Genomic DNA, 18,077 nt, shown 5'->3' on the forward strand with positions numbered 1-18,077 from the left:
CGGCGAACGTTCCGGAAGCGGACAGTCCGCCTCCGGAACGCTTCCGGTTATTGCATTTTCGGATTCGTGCCTGCCGTCTTGTTCTTCGTAATGAAGTCGTTAATGTCTTTCTCCGCTTTGTCCAGCGCTTTATCCACATCGGTGCCCTTCATCGCGGATTCGATCGCAGTAGCGAACGCCAAGCTGATATCCCACGGATAGATCGGCTCCGGCTTGGAATACGGAACGATCTTCTCGGCGATCATCGCACGAACGGCATCCTTCGATGCTTCAGGATCGCTTGCCATCGCTTCGTCGACAGACTTACGCGGCGTGAACTTGGAGAATTGCGCCCCGCGGAAGTAGTCGAGCACGACGTTCGGATCGCCGGCGAGCAGATATTGGATGTAAGAAGCCGCTTCCTTCGGATGCTTCGACTTGCCGTCCACGGCGAGAGACCAGCCGCCGAGCGTAGCCGTCGTGTTGTTCGGGTTACCGTCGATTGTCGGCATCGGAGCGACGCCGACCTTATCGACGATATCCTTATAGTCGTTGCGGATCTGTCCGATGGCCCAGGAGCCGTTGGCCATCATCGCAATCTTGCCTTCGCCGAACGGCTTGGCGTCGGTATAGCCGGCCAGCGCCTGCTTCGGCATCGAGCCGGATTGATAGGCTTGCTGGTAGAAGCTGACCAGCTTCTTGAAGCCTTCATCCGCGAGGTCCGCTTTGGACCAATCATCGGTGATCGGCAGATGGCCGGCAGCGTTGTACTGCAGCCCCCAGCTTGACCAGCCGATCTCCGCCGCGGTCTGGGCTGTCGAGAAGCCGAAGACGCCCTTCTTCGTCAGCGCCTCAGCATCCGCGAGCAATTCGTCCCACGTGGCCGGCGGCTTCTCGGGATCAAGACCCGCTTCCTGGAACATATCCTTCCGGTAGTACAGCACGGTGGACGGCTCCACCAGCCAAGGATAAGCGTAATACTTGTCGCCCACTGCCACGAAGTCCTTCATGTTGTCGTAGAGATCGTCGAACACGGTCTGATCCATCAGATCGTTCAGCGCTTGAATCTCTCCCAGCTTGGCGGAGTTGGCGACGCCGTTGTAGCTGATTGTCCAGACGTCCGGCGCCTTGCCCGCCGCTTGCGCTGCCTTCATCTTCTGGGCCCAAGCGTCTCCCGGCACAATCGTCAGGTTCACCTTGACATTGCTCTGCGACTTGTTGAATTCGTCGGTCCACTTCTTGAACCATTCGGACGTCGTGTCCTCGAATTTGTTCGCCCATACTTCGATCGTGACCGGTTCCCCGGAAGGAGCGTTAGCCGGGGCGCTCGCGCTGGCGCTTCCGGAAGGGCTGGAAGCGGCGCTCTGCGAAGGGCCGGCGTTCGAGCCGTTGTTCGAGCCGCCTCCGCACGCCGTTAAGGCGAGAGACAGAATCATCGGTGCCGTTACGAGGACTGCCAAGCTTTTTTTCGTTTGTGCTTGCATTGTGAATCCTCCCTTTTAATTGTGGTGTTGCTATTTAAACGCGATGCGTTTAAACCGGATTTGGGTCTTGCGGATTCGCGGGTCTTGCGAGATTTGCTGATCTTGCGAGATTTGCTGATCTTGCGGGATTCGCAGGTCATGTTGAAGGGTTCGTTTATCCTGCAAGTCTTGTATCCGCTTTCATTTTTCGAGCGAAGCCTTAAACCAGAAGACGTTGTAGGGGTTCCAGAGCGATAGGGTGAAGTAGATCGTCTTGCCGCCATCCGCGATATACCGTTCGTTCATGAACGGAGCGTACAGGCCGGGCTGCTCGCCCGCTGTCACTAGATCGATGGCGTCCCCCCATGGCCCCCAAGGCGCGAGCCCCTCGCGAATGACGACGCCTTGGCCTTCCCGAAGGTAAGTCATGAGCCACCGCTGCAGGTACGGGTTCCATACGACGGACAATTCGCCCACCGTATCGTCCACTACCGTCTTCGCCTGTGCGAGATCGGAGCTCCAGATCGGCTCTCCCTTCTCGTCCTGCCCTGCATAGTACAGGTACGCATCCGCCGTCTCGATGTCCGGCTCGGCGACCTTCATCAGCTTCACCCCGCCGTCGCCGAAGCGTCCGGACTGAATGCCCCAGAAGTAGATGTCCGAATGGCTGTCGTCGACCTTCAACTTGTAAGGGCTTACTTGAATGAAGTTGCTGTCTCCCGGCCACTTCAGATCGTCCAGCAGCGTCCAGTTCTGTCCGCCGTCCGTCGATTTGGCGGTGCTGGCATAATTCGAGTCCCACTGTCCGGAATCGCCCCAGTGGTTCACCGACATATAGTACAAGTACAGCGCGCCGTTCGCGGCGATGCCGTACGTCGGTATCTTCGTCATCTCGTCAAAGTCAGTCTTCTTCGATGGCAGCAGCTCTTTGGCGAGCCCGATCTCATCTACGATCATGCCGTCCAGCGTAATGCCGTCTGCCGGGTTGTCGTCGGTCGTATAGGCCATCGTGTTGGAGCGCCAGTAGTCGCCGCCTCCTCCGATTTGGCCTTCCGCCCGCGTCGCGAACGTGTCGCCGAACACGAAGTATGTCTTGTCGCCGTCGTTGATCATCGAGCCGAGATCGGTTCCGAAGACGGCGTATTGGTCCGTCTTGTTCGGCGAATCGGCGCCGGTGATCTGAGAGACTTGTTCGACGTCGCTGACTCCTTTGAGCAGGAACGCCCCGTCCTTGTCGCCGCCGAGCTGCGGATTCGCCTCGCTTCTGCCGGAGCAGCCGGACAGAAGCAAGGCGAGACCCGCCGTCAGCGATATCATTCTCACCTTCAAGCGCATCCCTCCTTGCTTGAGATTCCTCGCACGCAGTTACGGGTTCTGATGCCCGAATATCCGGTCCAAGCTAGCCTGGTTAAACGGCTTGATATCCGGCAGAGGCAGACGCTTCGCTACCTTCGGCAGTTCAGGGAACGGCTGGTGCGGCTCCGCTTGGTACCAGTAGGCGGTGGAAGAATAATCGTCGCTCCGATGATTGTTGTGCCCATGCTCAATCGTCACCTTGAGACTCTTCTCGAACATGATCGGATCGAGTATGTGGTAGCGGTAGGTCGAGATCTTGCCGCTCCAATTCGGGCCGCCGCCCAAGATGATGCCGTGATACGGCGTGCACACCTCCTGCTGCGGGCACCAAGCGGTGTTGAAGTAGTCCTCCATCCCCGTGCCGTGCAGCGTCGGCGGCCAAGGTTCTCCATCGATGAAGATCATGTCGTCGCCTTCGCCGTACCAATTCCATTCGCTCGTGTCGCGCAGGTTGTGAATATTGAGGTTGCAGCCGACATAGTGGCCGCGCCCGACCGCGTCGAGGATGACGTAGTTGCCTTCGCCGGTCGTGTTCTTGCCGCCGAATTCGAAGTTCGCGTTGTCAATTCCGTCCTCGGTGATCCCTTCGGTCGGACATTCGCGATGCCACTTCGCATGGAAGCGCAGCTCCTCCGCAGGAAGCGAATCGTACTGCTCATAATCGATGTAAAAATAAAATTTGATCGGCTGCTCCGCTTCGCTCTCGATCGTGATCCGCGCCCCGTCGGCGAACGGCATCCGGAAGAAGCTGTTGAACGCCTTGCCGTCTTCGGGGCTCATCATGAGCGGCGCCGACGTATAATTGCGGGTCAGCCCGTGTCCCATGCCGAAGAAGTCGCCGATCGGCGCTTCGACGCTCGGCTTCTGCTCGCCGTCCCAATACATGCGGAGCACGATCTTGCGGGGCAGGAACACTTCCTCTGCCGGAGCGTCCGTCGCCATCGTCATCCAGATGTGCGTAATAGCGCCCGCGCCTTGAAGCTTGCATATCTCCGTATTGTCGCCTGGACGAATGGAGAAGTAATCTTTGTTGCCGCCGCTGCGGTCGTAGCTCGATTCGCGTCTGCGCTTGCCGGCTCTGGCTAAGCTGAGAGAGGATAGTTGGTTGGCATTAGGCATGTCGCAGTCTCCTTCTGTGAGAAAAATTGTCGAACTATGCAATCGATTGCAGATTGTTCAAAGGGAAGCGGCCGGATAACCGGTTAAGCCTGGCCGCGTTTAATCGCTTTAAGCCGCTTCATGATATCGTTGCCCTCGCGGCCGAAATAGTCATGCAGCTCCTTGTATTCCCGATACAGCTGCTCATAGACGGCGGCGTTCGCCGGAATCGGCCGATACTTCTCTTCGCGCACCCGGGCCATTCGCTGCGCCGCTTCCACGACGGAGTCGAAGCCGCCGGCTTCCGCTCCCGCCGCCACCGCCCCGAACATCGCCGCGCCGAGCGCCGCCGTCTGGGTCGAATCGGCGATCCGGATCTCGCGCCCGGTCACGTCCGCGTAGATCTGCATCAGCAGCCGATTCTTCTGCGGCAGTCCGCCGCAGGCGTACAGCTCTTCGATGCCGACGCCTCCTTGCTCGAACGCTTCGATAATGGCGCGCGTTCCGTAAGCCGTCGCTTCGAGCAGCGCCCGGTAGATCTCCTCCGGCTTCGTCTGAAGCGTCATCCCCAGCAGCACGCCGGACAGGTCGGCGTCCATCAGCACCGAGCGATTGCCGTTCCACCAGTCGAGCGCGAGCAGCCCGCTATCGCCCGGCTTGGCGGCGGCCGCCTTCTGCTCGAGCCATTCATGAACACCGATGCCGGCGGTCGCCGCCGCTTCCTTCACGTAGGCTGGAACAGCCTCCTCCACGTACCAGGCGAAGATGTCGCCGACCGCGGATTGTCCGGCTTCGTAGCCGTAATAGCCGGGCACGATGCCGTCCTCCACGACGCCGCAGATGCCTTCGGCCAGCACCTCGCGCTCGCTCAGCAGCAGGTGGCAAGTCGAGGTGCCCATTGCCATCACCAGCTTGCCGGGCTTCACGACGCCGACAGCCGGCACCATAGCATGCGCATCGATGATGCCGACCGCCACCGCTGTTCCAGGGCGAAGCCCCATGACGTGCGCCATATTCTCCGTCAGTCCCCCGGCCTTGGTGCCGAGCGGCTTGATCGGTCCGCGCAGCTTCTCCTTGGCCAGCGCAGCCAGCCGCGGATCGAGCGCGCCGAGGAATTCCTCGGACGGGAAGCCTTCCCGCTTATGCCAATTGGCTTTGTACCCGGCCGTGCAGCTGTTCCGGACGAATTCGCCGGTCATCTGCATAACGACCCAATCCGCCGCTTCCATGAACGTGTCGGTCTGCTCGTATACCTCCGGCGCTTCATTCAAGATCTGCCAAGCCTTGGCGAGCATCCATTCCGACGACAGCCGGCCGCCATATCGGGGCAGGAACGCCTCTCCCCGCTGAAGCGCGAGCTCATTGATCCGCGTCGCTTCATCCTGCGCGGCATGGTGCTTCCACAGCTTCACCCAGCTGTGCGGATGGTCCCGCCATTGATCCAGCAGACAGAGCGGCGTTCCTTGCTTGTTCAAAGGCATCATCGTGCAGGCCGTGAAGTCGATGCCGATGCCGATCACCTGATCCGGATCGGCGCCAGCCTCCTGCAGTACGGCCGGAACCGATCGCCGCAGCACCTCCAGATAGTCGTATGGATGCTGCAGCGCCCAATCATGCCCGAGATTCACCCCGGAACCGGGAAGCTTCTCGTCGATGACGCCGTGGGGGTAGGGCGTGACGTGCGTCGCCACCTCTTCCCCGGTCGCGATGTCGACCAGCAGCGCTCTTCCCGATTCCGTCCCGTAGTCGACACCGATCGCATAGCGTCTATCCATGCTTTAACGCCTCCCGTCTCTACTTATACAGCGGTCCGTAGGCCTCGCAAGCGCGGTAGTCTGCGCCTACCGGCTCCAGTCCTCCGAAGGCCGTCCATGCGCTCGGGCGGAACACACGCTCCGCCGGCACGTTGTGCATGCAGACCGGAATGCGAAGCATCGACGCCAGCGTAATGAAGTCGCCGCCGACATGGCCGCAGCTCATCGCCGCATGGTTCGAGCCCCAGTTGTTCATGACGCTGTACACGTCCTTGAAGATGCCTTCGCCCGTCAAGTTCGGCACGAACCAAGTCGTCGGCCAAGTCGGGTCCGTTCGGCGGTCCAGCTTGTTGTGGACGTCCTCCGGAAGCTCGACCGTGTAGCCTTCCGCCAGCTGCATGACCGGACCGATTCCCTTCACGAGATTGATGCGGACAGCCGTGACCGGCATGCCTTCGCGTGTCGTGAAGTCGCTCGAGAAGCCGCCCCCGCGGAAGTAATCGACCGCCTGGCACCACTCGGTCGCGTCGAGGCACGCCTGCACTTCCGCCTCCGTGATCTCCCAGAACGGCTTCATCGCCGGCTGGCCGTCCTTCGTCTGGCGTCCCGTGCCGTCAAGCGCCGCCGGGCCGGAATTGATCATGTGGATAATGCCGCCTGCCGCGCGGCCCTGCAGCGTATGCCCCGTGACGCGCTGCACCGCTTCCGGGCTCCAGTAGGTGCGGACGTCCGCGAAGATCTGAGCGGCGTTCGTCAACAGGTGGCCGAACAGCATCGTCACCGCGTTCAGCGTATCGTTCTCGGTAGCGAGAATGAACGGTTCGCGAATGCCGTTCCAATCGAAGGAAGAGCTGAGAATCGCCTCCATGAAGTCGCCGGTCGGGAAGTAGTCCGTCCAAGCGCGCTGGCCTTGGAAGCCGGCTGCGATGGCATTGCGGCCAAGGGCTTCCTCGCCGTAGCCGATCTCCGCCAGCTTCGGGTTGCCGATCATCAAGTCGCGGGCGATAAGCGCCATCTTCACGACCGTCTCCCAATCCTTCTGCTTCTGCTCCTCCGAACGCTTCAGGTGCTCCGGAAGATAATCGGTGCCCGGCTTGCAGTTCTCGCGTGTCCAAGCCAGCGCCTTCTCGTACTCCGCCTTGTCGTAGATGCCAAGCTCCATCCGGCGGACGAACTCGGTCATATCCACATATTCGTTGCGCATGCCGAGATAGTTCTGGAAGAACGTCTCGTCAACGATACAGCCGGCGATGCCCATCGACACCGAACCCATCGACAGGTACGACTTGCCTTGCATCGTCGCTACAGCGAGACCCGCCTTCGCGAATTGCAGCAGCTTCTCCTGCACATCCGGCGCGATCGTCGTATCACCGATATCCTGCACATCGCGCCCGTAGATCGCGAACGCGGGAAGTCCCTTCTGATTATGCGCGCTCATCGCAGCGGCCAAGTACACCGCTCCAGGGCGCTCCGTTCCGTTGAAGCCCCAGATCGCCTTCGGGCGCGTCGGATGCTGGTCCATCGTCTCCGTCGGGTAACACCAGGACGACGTCACGGAGATCGTCACGCCGACGTTCTCCCGCGCGAACTTCTCTTCTGCGCGGGCAGCTTCCGCCACGCCGCCGATGCACGTGTCAGCGATGACGCATTCCACAGGCAGGCCGTTGCTATGTCTTAAATTTTCCGACAGGAAATCCGCAGCCTTCTGCGCCATCGCCATTGTCACCTCTTCCAGCGATTCGCGAATGCCTCCCCGGCGGCCGTCTACAATGGGGCGTATGCCGATCTTCGGCATAGAACCCTGCAATCGATTGCAGAATGGTTGTACATTCATTACTCGTTCATCCTCCCATGTCTTCTGATTCATTATCCAGATTAGCCGGCTTCCGGCTGTGGCCCGAATCGGCCATCTCAACCGATTCGGTTCACTTCATTGCGGAATATCTCAACAGCGGGCTCTAGCTGCGGCTCCTCCTTGCGGATCCGCTTCAAGAGAATGTCTCCCGCTTTGATACCCATATCATAGGGATGCTGGTCGATATAATAGAGTCCCGGATTCTTAAGCAGAGACCCCGCTTCCACTTCGCCAAAGGAGGCGACAGCGATGTCGTCCGGAATTCTCCATCCGCTGCGCACAATCTCGAGCAGCACGCCAAGGCTCATCCGGTTGTTCAGCGACACGATGGCTGTCGGCCGTGAATCTGCTTGCAGGAACTTGCGGACTGCCCGGATGCCATCCTCCGTCGTGAAGGCGCCGTTGTACACGAGCGGATTCGGTTCCAGCCCGAACTCCTTCATCGCCTTCAGCACGCCAGCGTAGCGTTCGCGTCCGGTGCTGACCCGCGCAGGGCCGTTCACGACGCCGATGCGGACATGCCCGTCCTCCAGCAGCTTGGCGGCCAACCGGCTTGCGCCTTCCGTATTGTCTTCCGCGACCAAATCGAGCGTCTGGCCGGCCGCCTCATCCTCGAGCTTGCGGTCTACCAGCACGATCGGCATGCCGGAAGCGGCCAGCGATCGGATCGCCTCGTCGTTGCCGCCAGCCGTGGCGAGCACAATAGCGTCAACGCGCTTCTCCTGCAGCAGCTGCAGCAGGCGGCTCTCCTTCTCGGGCGATTCGTCGGAGCTGCAGAACATGAGCTGGAAGCCTTCCACGCCGACGACGTCCTCGATTCCCCGCGAGATGCCCATGAAGTATGGGTTCGAGATATCGGGCACGATCACGCCGATCATAAATGTCTTATCCTGCTTCAAGCTTCTGGCGATCGCGCTCGGCTGATAGTTCAGCTTGGCTACCGCCTCCATGACGCGTTCCTTGATCTCGTCGCTCACATAGCCGCTGTCGTTCAATACTCGGGATACAGTAGCTGTGGAAACCTCCGCTTCCGCCGCTACCTCCTTAATCGTTGCCTTGGCCAAATGCCATTCACCTCAAAATTAAGCCATGCTGCAAACGCTTGCGTAATCGTTTACGTAATCGATTACACAGTCAGAATAAAGGAGGAGCCGCTTGTCTGTCAACCTTAATTTTAGACAGCAAAAAAAAAAAAGCGCCGGCATCAGCCGGAGCTTAAGAGAATTGCGCGTAACGGCGATTAAACGAAAATGCCCGCACGAAGGATGATGACCAGCAGGATGAAGAGCACCAGTACAAATCCGATAGCCCCATAGCCGCCGGTTCCGCCGGTTCCGCATCCGACACCGCCTACAGGATAGCCCATTCCGTTCACCACCTTAGCCCGATTGTGATAGGTCATCACACTTCAGCATATGGCGGGGATGGACATAAGGACAGGACGAACGCACAGGCGGCCGCACAAATCCGCGTTTAACTATACCGCGCTGGCTTTGTTCGAGGTGCTGTCGATCAGATCCGGATCGTTCATGAGCGAGAGCGGCACATTGACTTGCGACAGGTCGCCGTTCAGCTCGCCGAAGCCCTGATTGCGTTTGTAAGAGACAAACTGGTCGATATATTGCAGCGCTCCCGCATTCACGACGCTCGAATTGTCCACCGTGTTGATCTTGAGGCCAAGCAGATTGATGGCCGTCGGGGTAAAGAAGATCATCTTCACACAACCTTTCATCTTGGGTGACTGTTAGAGGACGCTTGCCTTGACGCTGGCGCTGTCGACCAGATCGCAATCGAACACCGCGGTTGCCGGCAGGATGGTCGGCGACAAGTCTCCGTTCTGCTCTCCTATGCCTTGATTGCGTTTGTAGGACACGAATTGATCCATGTGCTGGCTCGGCCCCAGATTAAGAACCGAAGCATGATCAAGCGTATTCAGCTTCAAGCCCAGAATATTCACCATGACCGGCGAGAAGTGCATGTTCGCCCCTCCTTAGCGGGGAACGGACAGCCAATCCGATTCGAAGGAAGAGGCAGAGTCGACCTGATCCCGGTCGTCGACCATGCTCTTCGTCCCCAAGAATCCGGCTCCGTCGCCCATGTTCTGTCCGATGCCCATATTCTTCTTGTCCGAATTGTGCCACTCGGCGAGCAGATTCTGCCCGACGTTGATAGCCGACGCGTTCTCGAACGAATTCACTTTGATCATATGAATGTTAATTATGATATTGGGCGGATTCGGCAAGCGCATGCCTCGACTCCCCTCTCGAATGGATTAACGCCTGTCAGCCTTCGATCTGATCGAATCCGAGCTCTCTTCGTCGAGCAGCAGCTGAATGGCCGCGAAGCGCAGCGTCTGATCGGCGAATTGCTGGCCGAAGCCTTGATTCTTCTTGGCTCTAACGTTCCGGTTCAGCTTGTGGTTGACGCCGAAGGAGACGGCGCCGGCATGGTCGCAGTTGTTCAGCTCTATGCTGCCAATCTGAATAGAGGCGGGCACAAACAACTTTTTTTCCCCTCCTGCCATTGGTTGATCTTTAAGTCTACTCCCCAAGCTCGGATTATATGTCGAGAGGAGCCCGAGAAGTCCCGCCTTCCTGGCATGAACGAGCCCGAGCTCAAATAGGATAAACCATACGCCCCATTACATCCGAAGGGGATTGTGCCGAATGAATCCCGACAAGATCAACAAATGGCTGGAGTTCGCCAAGAGCTTCGCGGGCAATGACTTCTGGTCCGACGTATTCGAGCAGCAGCCGGCAGACCCGTCCTCCCTCGGCAGCCCTCTCACCCGCCCGGGGCCGAAGCAAGCGCAGACCGGACCGTTCCCCGCCGTCGACATGCTGACCTCTGAAGAGGAATGGATCATCCTCGTGGATTTGCCGGGCGTGGACAAACAGGATCTTCATATCTCGTTGAACGACGAGGCGCTGTATGTCCAAGGCGAAGCGAAGCCGCTCTTCCCCGGGAAGGCTGCTGCCCGGACAGAGCGGTTCACGGGTCCCTTCGAACGTGCGATCGAGCTGCCGGCGCGCATCGACGGCCAATCTGCCAATGTCAGCGCGACGTTCCGCCACGGCACGCTGGTTGTCCGCATTCCGGTGACGCCGGCCTGGAAGAAGAAGATTGACATCGAATGAAGCGGCGAGGTGTGCGCAATGCCGTTCCTTGATTGGTTCCATCGGATCATAAAGCCGGAATCCGCCGGCAGCCGAGAGGCGATTCTGCAGCGCTTGTCCGATCTGGACAACCGTCTCGGCCAGCTAGAGAGCGATGTGCGCTCGGCCCCGCCTCTGCTCATTCGCCATGCCGACAAAGTCGTGATCGAGAAGGTGGATCTCAGCAGCCATCTCGGCACGCTTCAGATCGACTCGCTAGAGGGACAGTTGAACATCGGCGTCACCTATCATGGAACGCCTCAGCAGGACGAGCTGTTCCCGATCGCATCCGCAGAAGCTTCTGCTAGAGCTTCTGCTAGGGCTTCCGACGGAGCTTCCGCCAGAGCTTCGGCGCCTTCGTCTTCTTCCCCGCCGGCCTCCTCCGCCGCGGGCTCCGCCCATGCGGATTCCTCCGCGGCCGGCTCCGAAGAAGCCGGGAGCCATTCCCCGCGCTGCCGCATTCGCGCCAGACAGACAGAAGGCCGTCCGGCCAAGTAGCAGCGGCGCCTGCTTGGCGGACAGCCTATCGATCGTCAGATGAAGAAGAACGGAACCAAGAAGAGCGCAGCAATTGCCGCTAGACCAATCGCCGCCGCGGCTCCCCAGCCCCAGCCCCAGCCGCCGTAGCCGTAGCCGCCGTAAGGCCCGAAGCCCCAAGCTTTCGTTCTCACTTTGCCGGGCTTGCACGGCTTGACGGCCTTGACGTTGCGGGCAGCTGTTCCCTTAACGTTCCTGGCTTTCATCGCTTTGATCAAGGCGTCTCCGGCTTTCGTTCCTTTGACCGACGCCAGCGACAGTCCGCCAGGCGCGACGTCCAGGTACAGGTTGCCTTCGCTGCAGCCCCGGATGATGCCGACGCGGCAGCTGCCGTCGCGCAGAACCGCATATGCGGGCCGTCCAACATGTGGCATGATGTTCTCAACCGTAATAGGCGATATGGGAATCAAGCATAAGTCTCCTCTCCTCAGGATTCAGACGATTCGCCCGCCTGTCGGGATAACATATGCTTCGTCCGCTTATTCGCCTGTTCATTTGCCCCCATCGCGGATAAATATCTCCTGGAACGGCTCGGAACGGCCAACCTTCGGCATCCGTATCTCCAGCACGCCCTGGCGATACCGCGCGATCGTCCGGTTCGGATTAATCTCCCCCGGCAGCGTAATATCCTCCGAATGGTCGCCGCTCTCGATTCTCAGCTGCCGGCTGTTCGCGTAGAACCGCAGACTCCGCGGCGAGACGTCTTCGGGCACGCGGCATCTGACGAAGATCGAGCGGTGCGTCTCGAATACGTCGTAATCGATCGCGGCGGCGAACGGCGAGAAGCCGGCGTTGCCAAACATCGATCTCGGCAAATAGCTGCGGATCGTCCGCTCAACGAAGTTCTCGATGCCCTTCGGGTTCCACGACTTCCCGACGAACGGCACCTGACTGAACAGATCATTCTGGAATTCCTTCCAATCGACGTCCAGAGGCTTCCATCTGTTCATCCCTAGTCACTGCCCTTTCGGTGTATAGCTTCTGCCCTACTTTATGTTCGCGCCTTCCGAAATGATACCGCGCAGCCAATCGGGAACGTCCGTATCCGAAATATTCAGCATATCCAGGAAGTCGGAATCGTTAAGCAGCGAACGGATGCCCGCCACCCAGTTCCGGTCCCCGCTCACCGAGCCGAAGCCTTGCGTCAGCTTCTGATGGCTCTCGAAGCCCGCCGGCCAATTGTTCCCCATATTGATGCACGAGGCATTCTCCACCGAGCCGATGCGAATCGACCCGATGACGAATTGGGGGGATAAGAACGAGGCCATTGCCATCACCTCCGGTTGTTCCAGCAGTAGCCCGAAGGCGTCCGCCGCAGTCCGTCTCCGGCATCGGTGCCGGAGACGCCGTCTGCCGAATGAGCGCCGCTTCGGTTCGCGCCGCTCGCCCCGCTCGTCATCTTGCGGGCATCTGACTTCAAGCCAGCTGCTGCGCCAGCAGCGCTGCCGGCGTTCGTGCCCGCTGCCGCTCCGTTCGCCTTCTTGCCTGCCGCTGTCCCGCTGTCCGTCTCACGGATGCCGGCCCACTTCGCGCCGAAGTTGTTGCCCAGATTAAGCGAGCCGCTCAGTTGCTCGATGTCCAAGGCGTCAAGGCGGAATTCCAGCTTCTCCAGCACCGGCTGGTGAATATGGACGTTCTCGATCTGAACGTGCGGCTGCTGCGGCTGACCGCCTTCCGAACGCTCCAGGCTCTCCTCGAACCGGCGGAACCGCGTCTCCATCTCCTCGAGACGAGCGCGGATGTCGCTCAGCAGCTTCTCGGTCCTGGCTCGCCTGCCGAAGCCGAACCGATCGCTCACGGCTTGGGCGGAGGTCCGCTGGAATCCGAGTCGATCTTGTCACGGTCGGACAGCCGCACCTTGATCTCCGTTACCAGGCTGCCTTGGCCGCGCACGGCGCCGAACGCTTGGTTCTGCTTGGAGGCGCGCTTATACTTCCATTGCTGGTTGCTCCCGGCGTAGATCCCCGATCCGTTCGAGACGTTCCCGACGCGGAATTCCCCGTACCATATGTCGACCATGGACTCCCCTCCTGTCGCAAGAGCTCTTAAGCCGTCTATTCTGACGATGCGCCGGTCGAGCCGGATAGATCCGGCGGCGCTGGCGAACCCGGCTGCCCCGCCGCTCCGAACTCGATTGGAATCTCCGTCTGGCGATCCGCTTCATCGATCGGGAACGTGACGATCAGCAAGCCTTCCGCATACTTCGCCTTGATCGGCTCAGTCCTTACGGGCTTCGGCAGCTGCAGCGTTCGGCGGAACGGGCCGAAGAACCGTTCGCTAAGCGAGATGCGGTTGCGGGTGACCGGATATAGGCAAGGGATCTCCCCCTCCAGCTCAATCGTCTGCCCCCGCAGTTGAATCTTGACCTGATCCGTCCGTTGCAAGCCGGGCAGCTCCGCAAGCACAACAACTGATTGCTGCGTATAGTAAATGTCGATGCGAGGCCCCGAATTCGGCAGCAGCTCGCCGATCTCTTGCCAGAAGTCTTCGCCGAGCACCTCGCTGGCCTGCGTATAGAAATCCTTCGGCAGATTCGTTCGATCTTGCTCCATAGCTGCCTCCTCGACCCGATATTGCATAAATGTACGGTAATCGTACAAGCGGAGCGATACCCGCCTGCATATGCTGAATCAACTTTTGCATCGTGAGGGGGTAATCGGCATCGCTACCGCAAGAACGTTGCGCTTAACCGCGGAAGAAGCCCGGCGTTACATGGGCCAGCCCGTCTGCATCGTCCTGAAGGACAGAAGCTACTGGATTGGATGGATTACCGAAGTGGAAGGCGGACAGCTGACCGTATACGGCCGCAAGGGCCGAGGCAAGGTGAAGACGTCTACGATCCGCAGCGCCGACAAAGCCAGACTCGCCGGCCTGTTCGGTCCGCTCGGCCAAGGCGCGCCTGTCGGCGGACTTGGCGGTCTCGGCGGATGGGGCGGCTTTGGCGGCATCGGAGGTCCCGGCGGTCCGGGCGCCAATCCGCTCGGCGGCGGACTCTTCGGCGGCGGCAGCCTGCTTGGCGGCCTGTTCGGCGGCGGGAATGCCGGCGGCGCAGCTGCCAATGCAGGCGGCGGAGGCGGCCTCATGAACATGATCGGCATGATCGGCAAGGCATGGCCCGGCATTCGGATGGGCTTCGGCATGCTCCGGACGATCATTCCTCTGCTCGGCGGCTTAAAGATTTAACTTATTCTTAGAAGCGCTCCTGCGGACCGGTCCAGCCCTCCGCGGGGGCGCTTCGCTTTGTCGCCCGGCCTCGCTCGTTCTTCGCCGGTACGCTAACCTTGCCTATTCTTATTTTTATTCTCGGTTCCCGAAGAATGAACACAAAAAAAAGCCAGCCAGAGTCGCCTCTGACTGGCAAGAGAATGAAGAGTTAAATTAGACGTAGATACCTGCCGCGAGAATGATAACCAGAAGAATGAACAGTACAAGGACGAACGCTGCGCCGCCGCCATATCCGCCTACTCCAGCACTCATGTTTCCTCATCCTCCATTTGTTCGAAGATTGTGATGAATACATCACACTGCATCCTATGACGACGGCTAAGCACTCGGTTGGACGTTTGTTCCTATTGTCAAAATTTCCCCGGTTTAACCGCCAAGAAGTCGCAAGCTCTAAAGTAAGGCTCCTGCGCCAGCATCAGGTCGGCATACTTCATAATGCCTTGTCCGACCTCCGGGTCGAACAGCTCGCTTAGCTCCAGCTCCTGGAATTCGCTCGGATCGGCCCTGTTCTCGAACGCGCGCATCGCGTCCAGCTCGGGACGTTCGCATTCGAATCCGGCCGCACGGATCTGCTCGACCCACTCGTCCGGCGACAGAATTTTATCGAACTTGAAGTAATCCCGAATCTCCTTGTAGACCGGCTCCGGCATCTCCGCGAACAGCACGAGCTCGCGGTCCATCAGCCTGCCGCCCGGGGCCAGCACGCGATAATACTCCTTCAGCGAATTCGATACGCTGGTGAAGATCGTTACCGACTCCGCGTAGACGACGTCGAACGTCCCGTCCTCGAACGGCAGCGCTTCGACGCTCCCTTCCACCCATTGAATATCCCGGACGCCCTCGTTCTCCGCGCGCTTCCTCGCTTTGTCCAACATGACGGGATGCATGTCGAGCGCCGTTACCCGATAGCCGCGCTTCGCGAAATAACAAGCCGTCTTGCCCGTTCCGCAGCCCACTTCCAGAATATGGAGAGGTCCCGGCCCCAGCTTCTCCGCCGCTCGCCGAGTCGCCGAGAAGCCTCCTGGGTGCGCGGAAGGCACGCCAAGCCGCGAGAGCAAATCCAAATATTCCATCGTGTCTCCTCCATTCATCCTTGCTGGAATAGGTATATGGAGGAGAGGGCGGAGCGGTTCCCGATTTCGTCTAGAAATGTGCAATTAAGTTCCCGTTCACGAGCCGACGGAACGGTAATGCCTCACGCCGATCCGCCAGATGAGCAGGCAGGGAAGCATGAACAGCGCGCCAGCCAGCGGCATCGCCATATAACCGATCGAAGGACCGCTGGTTCGGCCGAGGATATAGAGCATAGGCAGGTAGTTCACGCAGCCGAACGGGATGACGAACGTAAAGAACATTTTCACCCATCTCCCATAGATGTTCAGCGGATATTGCGCCATCTCGCGGCCGCCGTCCGTGAAGACATTGGCTACTTCCAGCCCCTGCACGGTCCAGAAGCACATCGTCGCGAACAGCATATAGATCCCGGTGAAAATCAGCACTCCGCACGCGATCATGAGCAGCAGCGTAACGGCTTTGGCGAAGCTCCAGTCGATCGGCAGATTGGCAATCGCCCATGCCAGAACGACCGCGCTCTGCAGCATGCGGCCGAATCGCGTGAACTCGAATTGTGAACCAAGCACCTGCAGCGCCATGCTTCGGGGACGAACGAGCAACCGGTCGAAGTCGCCGCGCACAATCAGCGAGGAGAAGGCGTCGAAGCCGCGAGCGAAGCATTCGCTGACCGAGAATGCCATATGGATCACGCCGAAGATGAGCGCGACTTCGAAGAAGCTCCAGCTCTGCAGCTGCCCGAACCGATCGAACAGCAGATAGAGGCCTGCGAAGACGGAGAATGGAATGAAGAATTGGCCCAGCGTCAGAAGCCAGAAGGAGGCTCGGTATTGCAGCTGCGATCGGAACTGGATGGACAAGTATTTCAGATATAGGTTCATGCTGTTTAGCCTCCCTGCACGACAAGCTTGCGCAACGCTCTTCGCAGGCTCCAACCGCCGAATGCGAGCAGCGCCGCAATCCACAGCAGTTGGGCGGGGATTTGGCCGATCGCTTCGCGAACCGGAATTTGGCCGGAATAGACGCGGAACGGGAAATCAGCCGACCAGCGGAACGGCAAGAAGTTGGCGGTCTTCTGCAGCCATTCCGGCATGAGCGGGACGGGGATAATCATGCCGGCGAAGAATTCGCCCGCAACCGAGATCACCAGCGTCGAGCCGGTCGGGGACATCGTCCAGAAGACGGAGATATAGATGAGCATCGAGACGCTGACGACGAGCAGCAGCCCGAGCAGCAGCGACAGCAGGAAGCAAGTAAGCGCTGCCGGCGATGGCGGCGCCTGCAGCCGATAAGGCCCAGGCAGGAAGTAGACGACGAACAGAATCGGCAGGCAGCGCAGTACGGCCGCGGACAGCCGCTGGCCAAGCAGCTTGGCATACCAGAACGAATAGATGCCGAAGGGCCGGCAAAGCTCATATGCGATATTGCCGCTCGTGATGAGCTGGAAGATCTCGTTGTCGCGGTACCAGAGCATGATGAAGGAGAGGAAGATCTGCTGCAGCCACACGTAGGAGACGATCTGTTCCAGAGAGATGTCAGCGGCATTAGCTGAACCTTGGGCGTAGAAGGCGACGTAGATCATGATGAAGATGAGACCGAAGAAGAGCTGCGTGGCGACGCCTGCCAGAGCCGCGGTGCGGTATTGCATGCCGAGGAGGAAGCGGAGTCTCCAGATGGATACGAACACTCTCATAGGCGAAGCTCCCGGTACAGCCCCGCGATCACTTCGTCGACGGGCATGGGCTCAATGGCCACATCCGCCAGTTCAACCTGCGCGGATAGGGAAGCCAGCAGCTCAGCGATCGGCGTCTGTGACGTATCGACGCTAAGGATAGCCCTCTCCGGCGACCAAGAGACCGTCTGCGCGCCTGGAATGTCCAGCGGCCGATGGCTCGGGCTGTATTCTGCGGTAATCGTCCGGCGGGTGCCGAATCTTCCGCGCAGCCGGGTGAGCGAACCGTCGTACAGTAGCGTGCCTTTGCCAATCAGCAGAATTCTCTCGGCCAGCGCCTCGATATCGCTCATGTCGTGCGTCGTCAGAATGACCGTGACGCCCTTCTCTTCGTTCAGCGTACGGATAAACTGCCGCACCGCCAGCTTGCTGACCGCGTCGAGCCCGATCGTCGGCTCGTCCAGGAACAGGATTCGCGGGCCGTGAAGCAGCGAAGCCGCAATCTCGCAGCGCATCCGCTGTCCGAGGCTGAGCTGACGCACCGGCGTGTGCAGCAACTGCTGAAGCTGGAGCGTCTCCGTCAGCATTGACAGGTTGGCGCGGTAGACAGCATCCGGCACCTTGTAAATATCGCGCAGCAGCTCGTACGAGTCGATCACGGGCACATCCCACCACAGCTCGGCATTCTTGTGCCGGACGGCGGCGCATGCTCTATCATGGGGTATACGCCTTGGCAAGACAGAGCTGCCTGCGTCCAAGAGATCGGCGTCGTCTTCGGCCAGCGCTCCAGATGGCGAGGACATCTATGTTCTCTTGAATACTATCTAAAATAGCCAAACGACGCCAAGCGCGTCGTTTTTTTGTTTAACAGCCGCTAGCCATGAAGTTCTTCATTCTGAGCCGCGATGCGCA

The 18,077-nt window shown here is 59.5% G+C and carries 25 protein-coding genes; 3 read left to right on the forward strand and 22 right to left on the reverse strand.

Annotation, left to right across the window (positions count from 1 at the left end):
• Positions 1–47: 47 nt before the first annotated feature.
• The 11 genes from H4Q31_RS14010 to H4Q31_RS14060 form a co-directional block, all read right to left on the reverse strand.
• Entirely contained in the window at positions 48–1,463 is a 1,416-nt protein-coding gene (locus H4Q31_RS14010; RefSeq protein WP_185179684.1) for an ABC transporter substrate-binding protein, read from the reverse strand.
• Positions 1,464–1,643: 180 nt separating this feature from the next.
• On the reverse strand, positions 1,644–2,765 hold the full coding sequence (locus H4Q31_RS14015) for a glycoside hydrolase family 183 protein (RefSeq protein ID WP_376698250.1): 1,122 nt from the start codon (positions 2,763–2,765) through the stop codon (positions 1,644–1,646).
• A gap of 42 nt (positions 2,766–2,807) precedes the next feature.
• A complete protein-coding gene (locus tag H4Q31_RS14020) occupies positions 2,808–3,917 on the reverse strand; it encodes a glycoside hydrolase family 172 protein (RefSeq protein ID WP_185179686.1) in 1,110 nt (369 codons plus the stop codon).
• Between the two features lie 83 nt (positions 3,918–4,000).
• Positions 4,001–5,671 (reverse strand): ribulokinase, encoded by a 1,671-nt coding sequence (locus H4Q31_RS14025; RefSeq protein ID WP_185179687.1) that lies wholly within the window; start codon positions 5,669–5,671, stop codon positions 4,001–4,003.
• Positions 5,672–5,690: 19 nt separating this feature from the next.
• Positions 5,691–7,484, reverse strand: a complete 1,794-nt coding sequence (locus H4Q31_RS14030; protein WP_185179688.1) for an L-fucose isomerase — start codon at positions 7,482–7,484, stop codon at positions 5,691–5,693.
• 77 nt (positions 7,485–7,561) lie between these two features.
• Complete coding sequence (locus tag H4Q31_RS14035) at positions 7,562–8,569, reverse strand: LacI family DNA-binding transcriptional regulator (RefSeq protein WP_185179689.1); 1,008 nt, start codon at positions 8,567–8,569, stop codon at positions 7,562–7,564.
• A 176-nt stretch (positions 8,570–8,745) separates the two neighbouring features.
• A complete protein-coding gene (locus H4Q31_RS14040; protein ID WP_185179690.1) occupies positions 8,746–8,871 on the reverse strand; it encodes a sporulation protein YjcZ in 126 nt (41 codons plus the stop codon).
• A gap of 111 nt (positions 8,872–8,982) precedes the next feature.
• On the reverse strand, positions 8,983–9,219 hold the full coding sequence (locus H4Q31_RS14045; protein ID WP_185179691.1) for a hypothetical protein: 237 nt from the start codon (positions 9,217–9,219) through the stop codon (positions 8,983–8,985).
• Positions 9,220–9,249: 30 nt separating this feature from the next.
• A complete protein-coding gene (locus H4Q31_RS14050; RefSeq protein ID WP_185179692.1) occupies positions 9,250–9,483 on the reverse strand; it encodes a hypothetical protein in 234 nt (77 codons plus the stop codon).
• Positions 9,484–9,495: 12 nt separating this feature from the next.
• Positions 9,496–9,753: a hypothetical protein gene (locus tag H4Q31_RS14055; protein WP_185179693.1), complete on the reverse strand. Its 258-nt coding sequence runs from the start codon at positions 9,751–9,753 to the stop codon at positions 9,496–9,498.
• Positions 9,754–9,777: 24 nt separating this feature from the next.
• Positions 9,778–10,008, reverse strand: a complete 231-nt coding sequence (locus H4Q31_RS14060) for a hypothetical protein (protein WP_245347157.1) — start codon at positions 10,006–10,008, stop codon at positions 9,778–9,780.
• A gap of 163 nt (positions 10,009–10,171) precedes the next feature.
• Here H4Q31_RS14060 and H4Q31_RS14065 point away from each other — a divergent pair, with 163 nt between their 5' ends.
• Together H4Q31_RS14065 and H4Q31_RS14070 are read left to right on the forward strand one after the other, a co-directional pair.
• On the forward strand, positions 10,172–10,642 hold the full coding sequence (locus H4Q31_RS14065) for an Hsp20/alpha crystallin family protein (protein WP_185179695.1): 471 nt from the start codon (positions 10,172–10,174) through the stop codon (positions 10,640–10,642).
• 18 nt (positions 10,643–10,660) lie between these two features.
• A complete protein-coding gene (locus H4Q31_RS14070; RefSeq protein WP_185179696.1) occupies positions 10,661–11,158 on the forward strand; it encodes a hypothetical protein in 498 nt (165 codons plus the stop codon).
• A gap of 35 nt (positions 11,159–11,193) precedes the next feature.
• Here H4Q31_RS14070 and H4Q31_RS14075 read toward each other — a convergent pair whose 3' ends face one another.
• From H4Q31_RS14075 to H4Q31_RS14100, 6 genes are all read right to left on the reverse strand, one after another.
• Entirely contained in the window at positions 11,194–11,607 is a 414-nt protein-coding gene (locus H4Q31_RS14075; RefSeq protein WP_185179697.1) for a hypothetical protein, read from the reverse strand.
• Between the two features lie 81 nt (positions 11,608–11,688).
• Positions 11,689–12,147 carry an Hsp20/alpha crystallin family protein gene (locus tag H4Q31_RS14080; protein WP_185179698.1) on the reverse strand — a complete coding sequence of 153 codons (459 nt, stop codon included), beginning with the start codon at positions 12,145–12,147 and terminating at the stop codon, positions 11,689–11,691.
• Between the two features lie 36 nt (positions 12,148–12,183).
• On the reverse strand, positions 12,184–12,465 hold the full coding sequence (locus H4Q31_RS14085) for a hypothetical protein (protein WP_185179699.1): 282 nt from the start codon (positions 12,463–12,465) through the stop codon (positions 12,184–12,186).
• 5 nt (positions 12,466–12,470) lie between these two features.
• The gene (locus H4Q31_RS14090; protein ID WP_185179700.1) at positions 12,471–12,995 is read right to left on the reverse strand and encodes a hypothetical protein; all 525 of its coding nucleotides are present in this window, start codon (positions 12,993–12,995) and stop codon (positions 12,471–12,473) included.
• The gene (locus H4Q31_RS14095; protein WP_185179701.1) at positions 12,992–13,216 is read right to left on the reverse strand and encodes a hypothetical protein; all 225 of its coding nucleotides are present in this window, start codon (positions 13,214–13,216) and stop codon (positions 12,992–12,994) included. Before H4Q31_RS14095 ends, H4Q31_RS14090 begins: the two co-directional genes overlap by 4 nt.
• Positions 13,217–13,251: 35 nt before the next feature.
• Positions 13,252–13,749, reverse strand: coding sequence for an Hsp20/alpha crystallin family protein (locus H4Q31_RS14100; RefSeq protein WP_185179702.1), 498 nt, complete (start codon positions 13,747–13,749; stop codon positions 13,252–13,254).
• Between the two features lie 160 nt (positions 13,750–13,909).
• Between H4Q31_RS14100 and H4Q31_RS14105 the strand changes: the two genes are divergently transcribed.
• The gene (locus tag H4Q31_RS14105; protein WP_185179703.1) at positions 13,910–14,380 is read left to right on the forward strand and encodes a hypothetical protein; all 471 of its coding nucleotides are present in this window, start codon (positions 13,910–13,912) and stop codon (positions 14,378–14,380) included.
• A 195-nt stretch (positions 14,381–14,575) separates the two neighbouring features.
• Here H4Q31_RS14105 and yjcZ read toward each other — a convergent pair whose 3' ends face one another.
• The 5 genes from yjcZ to H4Q31_RS14130 all read right to left on the reverse strand — a co-directional run bounded on the left by yjcZ (position 14,576) and on the right by H4Q31_RS14130 (position 17,968).
• On the reverse strand, positions 14,576–14,674 hold the full coding sequence (gene yjcZ, locus H4Q31_RS14110; protein WP_185179704.1) for a sporulation protein YjcZ: 99 nt from the start codon (positions 14,672–14,674) through the stop codon (positions 14,576–14,578).
• Between the two features lie 98 nt (positions 14,675–14,772).
• Positions 14,773–15,495: a class I SAM-dependent methyltransferase gene (locus H4Q31_RS14115; protein WP_185179705.1), complete on the reverse strand. Its 723-nt coding sequence runs from the start codon at positions 15,493–15,495 to the stop codon at positions 14,773–14,775.
• Between the two features lie 96 nt (positions 15,496–15,591).
• Positions 15,592–16,374: an ABC transporter permease gene (locus tag H4Q31_RS14120; protein ID WP_185179706.1), complete on the reverse strand. Its 783-nt coding sequence runs from the start codon at positions 16,372–16,374 to the stop codon at positions 15,592–15,594.
• Positions 16,375–16,379: 5 nt separating this feature from the next.
• Positions 16,380–17,186, reverse strand: a complete 807-nt coding sequence (locus H4Q31_RS14125; protein ID WP_185179707.1) for an ABC transporter permease — start codon at positions 17,184–17,186, stop codon at positions 16,380–16,382.
• On the reverse strand, positions 17,183–17,968 hold the full coding sequence (locus H4Q31_RS14130; protein ID WP_185179708.1) for an ABC transporter ATP-binding protein: 786 nt from the start codon (positions 17,966–17,968) through the stop codon (positions 17,183–17,185). Before H4Q31_RS14130 ends, H4Q31_RS14125 begins: the two co-directional genes overlap by 4 nt.
• Between the last annotated feature and the right edge of the window lie 109 nt (positions 17,969–18,077).

It is taken from the genome of Cohnella lubricantis, from assembly GCF_014212015.1.
GTDB lineage: Bacteria > Bacillota > Bacilli > Paenibacillales > Paenibacillaceae > Cohnella > Cohnella lubricantis.

Excerpts from the sequence above, each read along its gene's own strand:
- H4Q31_RS14010 (WP_185179684.1), bottom strand. The coding sequence starts at position 1,463 with ATGCAAGCACAAACGAAAAAAAGCTTGGCAGTCCTCGTAACGGCACCG.
- H4Q31_RS14020 (WP_185179686.1), bottom strand. The coding sequence starts at position 3,917 with ATGCCTAATGCCAACCAACTATCCTCTCTCAGCTTAGCCAGAGCCGGC.
- H4Q31_RS14025 (WP_185179687.1), bottom strand. The coding sequence starts at position 5,671 with ATGGATAGACGCTATGCGATCGGTGTCGACTACGGGACGGAATCGGGA.
- H4Q31_RS14030 (WP_185179688.1), bottom strand. The coding sequence starts at position 7,484 with ATGAATGTACAACCATTCTGCAATCGATTGCAGGGTTCTATGCCGAAG.
- H4Q31_RS14040 (WP_185179690.1), bottom strand. The coding sequence starts at position 8,871 with ATGGGCTATCCTGTAGGCGGTGTCGGATGCGGAACCGGCGGAACCGGC.
- H4Q31_RS14045 (WP_185179691.1), bottom strand. The coding sequence starts at position 9,219 with ATGATCTTCTTTACCCCGACGGCCATCAATCTGCTTGGCCTCAAGATC.
- H4Q31_RS14050 (WP_185179692.1), bottom strand. The coding sequence starts at position 9,483 with ATGCACTTCTCGCCGGTCATGGTGAATATTCTGGGCTTGAAGCTGAAT.
- H4Q31_RS14055 (WP_185179693.1), bottom strand. The coding sequence starts at position 9,753 with ATGCGCTTGCCGAATCCGCCCAATATCATAATTAACATTCATATGATC.
- H4Q31_RS14065 (WP_185179695.1), top strand. The coding sequence starts at position 10,172 with ATGAATCCCGACAAGATCAACAAATGGCTGGAGTTCGCCAAGAGCTTC.
- H4Q31_RS14070 (WP_185179696.1), top strand. The coding sequence starts at position 10,661 with ATGCCGTTCCTTGATTGGTTCCATCGGATCATAAAGCCGGAATCCGCC.
- H4Q31_RS14080 (WP_185179698.1), bottom strand. The coding sequence starts at position 12,147 with ATGAACAGATGGAAGCCTCTGGACGTCGATTGGAAGGAATTCCAGAAT.
- H4Q31_RS14085 (WP_185179699.1), bottom strand. The coding sequence starts at position 12,465 with ATGGCCTCGTTCTTATCCCCCCAATTCGTCATCGGGTCGATTCGCATC.
- H4Q31_RS14095 (WP_185179701.1), bottom strand. The coding sequence starts at position 13,216 with ATGGTCGACATATGGTACGGGGAATTCCGCGTCGGGAACGTCTCGAAC.
- H4Q31_RS14100 (WP_185179702.1), bottom strand. The coding sequence starts at position 13,749 with ATGGAGCAAGATCGAACGAATCTGCCGAAGGATTTCTATACGCAGGCC.
- H4Q31_RS14105 (WP_185179703.1), top strand. The coding sequence starts at position 13,910 with ATGGGCCAGCCCGTCTGCATCGTCCTGAAGGACAGAAGCTACTGGATT.
- yjcZ (WP_185179704.1), bottom strand. The coding sequence starts at position 14,674 with ATGAGTGCTGGAGTAGGCGGATATGGCGGCGGCGCAGCGTTCGTCCTT.
- H4Q31_RS14115 (WP_185179705.1), bottom strand. The coding sequence starts at position 15,495 with ATGGAATATTTGGATTTGCTCTCGCGGCTTGGCGTGCCTTCCGCGCAC.
- H4Q31_RS14120 (WP_185179706.1), bottom strand. The coding sequence starts at position 16,374 with ATGAACCTATATCTGAAATACTTGTCCATCCAGTTCCGATCGCAGCTG.
- H4Q31_RS14125 (WP_185179707.1), bottom strand. The coding sequence starts at position 17,186 with ATGAGAGTGTTCGTATCCATCTGGAGACTCCGCTTCCTCCTCGGCATG.
- H4Q31_RS14130 (WP_185179708.1), bottom strand. The coding sequence starts at position 17,968 with ATGTCCTCGCCATCTGGAGCGCTGGCCGAAGACGACGCCGATCTCTTG.